Origin of the sequence: Erwinia sp. (genome assembly GCF_031978025.1) — a bacterium.
Classification (GTDB): Bacteria; Pseudomonadota; Gammaproteobacteria; order Enterobacterales; family Enterobacteriaceae; genus Erwinia.
The window spans coordinates 1-4,228 of the sequence record NZ_DALZCD010000330.1 but is presented as its reverse complement, the minus strand read 5'-3'; the positions used below and the strand labels follow the sequence as shown (position 1 = coordinate 4,228).

Genomic DNA, 4,228 nt, shown 5'->3' with positions numbered 1-4,228 from the left:
GCGTTACAAAGCGGCTCGGCGGTGAATCAGGTCGTTACCACCATGGAAATGATCAACACCTCGTCGAAAAAGATTGTCGACATTATCAGCGTGATTGATGGCATCGCCTTCCAGACCAATATCCTGGCGCTTAACGCAGCCGTAGAAGCCGCTCGTGCCGGCGAGCAGGGCCGCGGTTTTGCTGTGGTCGCCTCGGAAGTTCGAAATCTGGCACAGCGTTCGGCCTCGGCGGCCAAGGAAATTGCGCAGCTGATCCAGGATTCGGTCAATAAAGTGGATGAAGGCGGTAAGCAGGTGGCCAAAGCGGGCACCACGATGGAAGACGTGCTGTCTACCGTGAAAAACGTGACGGAAATCATGGGCGAAATTTCTGTCGCCAGCCACGAGCAAAGCACCGGCATCCATGAAATCAATATGGCGATTACCCAGATGGATCAGGTTACCCAGCAGAACGCCTCGCTGGTAAACGAATCCGCCGCCGCCGCGCAATCGCTGCAGGAACAGGCCGAACAGCTTTCACGCGCTATCGGCATTTTCAAAGTGGATCCTCACGCGGCCTGACGGCCAACGGCGGCCCGTAAAAAAGAGGGCCGCCGCTCTTTTTTCATCTCCAGGAAAAAGATTAGTATAAGGGCACTTTTCCGCTCCCGATGGATATGCCCGTTGAAACCACTCCACCTGCTGGCGCTCTGCGTCCTTTTTCCGCTCGGCGCGCTGGCCGCAAGGACTTCTCCCGATCCTTTACTGGCCTCGCAGATTGTCGATCGCTATGCGCAGAATATTTTCTATAACACCAAGGCGACCGGGATGGCGATGGTGGCGATTGATGCCAACCAGCGCGTTTTTACCAGTCTCGGCTCGGTGCGCCCTGGCAGCAGCGTCAGGCCGCAGAAAACGTCCGTTATCCGTATCGCTTCGCTGACCAAGCTGATGACCAGTGAACTGCTGGTCAAGCTCGCGGAGAAAGGCGTGGTGCGGCTTGAGGATCCGTTAAGTAAATATAGTCCGCCGGGCAGCGCGGTGCCCACCTATGCCGGCCAAACGATTAAGCTGCTTAACCTGGCGACGCATACCAGCGGCCTGCCCCGTGAGCAGCCCGGCGGCAAGGCCAGCCGCCCTGTTTTCGTCTGGCCAACCGCCAGCCAGCGCTGGAGCTGGCTGAAACATGCCCAGCTGAAAGCCGCGCCGGGCACCCGCGCCGCCTACTCCAACCTGGCTTTCGATCTGCTGGGCGATGCACTGGCCCGCGCCGCTGGCACGGCCTATCCGGCGCTACTGCAGCGTGAAATCACCCGGCCTTTGGGCATGAAGGATACGACGTTTACGCCTTCGCCCGAGCAGTGTTCGCGTCTGATGGTCGCGGAAAAAGGCGCCAGCCCCTGTACCAATACGCTGGCGGCTATCGGCAGCGGCGGCGTTTATTCGACGCCTGAGGATATGGGCCGCTGGATGCAGCAGTTCCTGTCTTCCGATTTGCAGGCGCGTTCGCCGCAGGCAGATCGCATTCAGACGATGATTTACCAGCGCGACCAGCTGACCAATGTTGAAGGCATGGATGTCCCGGGCAAGGCCTCCGCACTGGGCATGGGCTGGGTTTATATGGCGCCGCAGGGCGGGCGTCCGGGCATTATTCAGAAAACCGGCGGGGGCGGAGGCTTTATTACTTATATAGCGATGGTGCCGCGCTATAGCGTCGGCGTGTTTATCGTGGTGACGCGCTCGCCGCAGACCCACTTCACGCCGATGAGCGATGGGGTAAACAACCTGCTGACGGAACTTATCGGCAACACGCCGGACAGTGCACAGCTTGCCGCGTCCATTATGGAGAGCGAGTAGCGGCCTTGCCGACCTTCTCGCTACGGATGAGCCTACCCGCATGAGACGGCGGGCAGAGAGCGAGTCGCTATCTGAGCGGGGAAACCCGCTCTTTTTATGCGCCCCTTCCTGCCCGCCCTCCCCTTTGTTAAGCTGCCTGTCGACAGCCGACTACCAGGAGCCAGCGTGCAGGAAAAAATAGCCCCGACAGAAAAAAAACCGCGCGAACCGCGTACACCGCGACAGCCGCGCACGCCCAGAGAAACCCTTGAACCGCGCGAACCACGCGAACCACGCGAACCTCGGGCACCAAGAACGCCACGGGAACCGCGCACGCCGCGCACCTCACGCAACGCCCCTCAGGCAGAACGCCCTGAGCCTGATGCCGTTATTTAACCCGCAGATAATGGCCAGCGGCAGAGACGTTATGCCCAAATCCGCAGTCGCCTTTTACCTCGGTGGTTAGGTCCAGCGGGGTAAAGATCAGCGTGACGTCGCAGTTGCCCCAGTCCCCGTCCTCACGTTGTTGCAGTACGCCTCTGCCGTCCCTGATGGCCGCCTTTCCCTCAAGGCTGCCGATATTCGGGCCGTAATACATCGCCATCGCCCCTGGCGAGACGCCATCAAAGTTGATTTTATAGTGGCCCTGCTCTGCAGAGATATCGTAGCTGTTCCACATTCCTTTTCCTGCGTATTCCCAATATTCTCCGGCGGGCGAAGCAGGCTGCGGTAAGGCGGCAATTTTCTCTTTTATTAACCCCAGATTATATTGCGATCTGGCGTCTTTCTCATCAATCAGCAGCCAGGCTTTTGCCTTACGGTAGTCCCCCTGACGTATCCAGGTCAGCGCCACATTATTATAAGCTACAGCAATAGCGCTATCTGAAAGCTGGCAGCTCTCACTCCAGGCTACCTGTTCTGTATAGCTGTCGCGTGCCTTTTCATACTGCTTTGCTTTATAAGCTTTATCGCCTGCAGCCGCATAGTCCTTAATTTTCATACAGTCGACTTCAGGGTGTTCCGCATCGGCAAAAGCCATCATTGGGGAAACCATCAAAACGCCGGCCATGATTGCACGTAACATAGCTCTACCTTGTTAAATTAATGGACCTGTAGATTAACAAACCCCACCGTAAAGATAAGCCCTGTTAGTTATCACGCTGTCCTGAAGACTCGCCGTGACCTGATCTTAATCAATACCCGCCCGCGCATTCCTCCGCATATTTCCAGCCGGTGATAATAACGTTAGTTATTTTAAAAAATGAAACAGGTGGAGAAGATGAGGCTACAAAGAATGATTCTGAATGAGACTTGCTGGTTCGGGCCCGGTGCTGTCTCGCAAATCGTCCAGGAAGTCAGCCAGCGCAACCTGAAAAAGGCGCAGCTGGGACATCACGCCATGCAGGCCGCGGCGCCTGCATACTACGTCAACAGCCATACCGGCTGCCGGTCGCTTCTGGCTCCTCAATGCCACGAAATTACCCGTCCGGCAGACAAAGTCTGATGGTGACGTTATAGCTTGATACATGACAAAAAAGAGTAAGCGAACGCGGTGTTACTCTTGCCGCTTTGTTAACGAATACCTCGTTCAGGGACGATCACAGTGAAATATGCCTCCATACCTTTTAATCAGAACCACAATGGCTGGCTGCCCCAAACGCCCGCGCTTCGTCCTGCGCTGCGTGGCGACTGCGAAGCGGACTGGGCTATCGTCGGCGCAGGCTTTGCCGGTCTGGCCTTTGCGCGTCGGCTGGCCAGCCACAATCCGAACCTGAAAATCGTGGTGGTTGATGCTGCCAGCGCGGCGGAAAGCTCCTCAGCCAGAAATTCAGGGTTTGCCATCGGCCTGCCGCATAATATCGGCAGCTCGACCGCGGAGCTGAAAAAAGCGCGGAATTATCGATCCCTGCTGCAGGCCGGGATCGACGAACTGAAAACGATCGTGAAGGATCGCGAGCTTGAATGTGAGTGGGAACAGGTAGGGAAATATCACTGTCAGGCCGATGTGCGCAGCGAAAGCGTGCTGCAGGAGTACCGCGATAATCTGGAGTTAATGGCCGAGGACTATAAGATCGTTGACCGCGAGACGCTGTCGCAAAAGCTGGGCACCCATTTTTATCACAAAGGCATTTATACGCCGGGCGCGGTGTTGCTCAATCCCGCCAGCCTGGCGATTGGGCTGGCCGACACGCTGCCGGAAAACGTTATTCTCTATGAGATGACGCCGGTAATGGCTATTCACTACGGAAAAATAAATCGGCTCGTTACGCCGTTTGGCACGCTTTCTGCGCCAAAAGTCATGCTGGCAACGGCCGCCCTTTCCCGTGAGCTGGCACCATGTATCAGCAAACAAGCCGCTATGGCCACTTTTGCCAGCCTGACCGCGACGCTAACCGATGAGCAGTGCCAGCGG

At 56.8% G+C, this 4,228-nt stretch carries 5 protein-coding genes; 4 read left to right on the top strand and 1 reads right to left on the bottom strand.

All coding sequences use genetic code 11. The annotated features are described in order from the left end of the window. Both RTK32_RS19520 and ampH read left to right on the top strand, forming a co-directional pair. The coding region (locus tag RTK32_RS19520) for a methyl-accepting chemotaxis protein (RefSeq protein WP_312046887.1) at positions 1 to 561 on the top strand (561 nt) is incomplete at its 5' end. Positions 562 to 663: 102 nt separating this feature from the next. Continuing rightward, entirely contained in the window at positions 664 to 1,836 is a 1,173-nt protein-coding gene (gene ampH / locus RTK32_RS19515) for a D-alanyl-D-alanine-carboxypeptidase/endopeptidase AmpH (RefSeq protein WP_312046885.1), read from the top strand. Positions 1,837 to 2,203: 367 nt separating this feature from the next. On the opposite strand, the gene RTK32_RS19510 is transcribed toward ampH, so the two are convergent. Then, complete coding sequence (locus RTK32_RS19510; RefSeq protein WP_312046884.1) at positions 2,204 to 2,899, bottom strand: tetratricopeptide repeat protein; 696 nt, start codon at positions 2,897 to 2,899, stop codon at positions 2,204 to 2,206. A gap of 195 nt (positions 2,900 to 3,094) precedes the next feature. On the opposite strand from RTK32_RS19510, the gene RTK32_RS19505 reads away from it, so the two are divergent. Beyond that, entirely contained in the window at positions 3,095 to 3,319 is a 225-nt protein-coding gene (locus RTK32_RS19505) for a hypothetical protein (protein ID WP_312046882.1), read from the top strand. A 99-nt stretch (positions 3,320 to 3,418) separates the two neighbouring features. Further along, positions 3,419 to 4,228: FAD-binding oxidoreductase (locus tag RTK32_RS19500; RefSeq protein WP_312046881.1), on the top strand; the 810-nt coding region annotated here is incomplete at its 3' end.

Excerpts from the sequence above, each read along its gene's own strand:
- RTK32_RS19510 (WP_312046884.1), bottom strand. The coding sequence starts at position 2,899 with ATGTTACGTGCAATCATGGCCGGCGTTTTGATGGTTTCCCCAATGATG.
- RTK32_RS19505 (WP_312046882.1), top strand. The coding sequence starts at position 3,095 with ATGAGGCTACAAAGAATGATTCTGAATGAGACTTGCTGGTTCGGGCCC.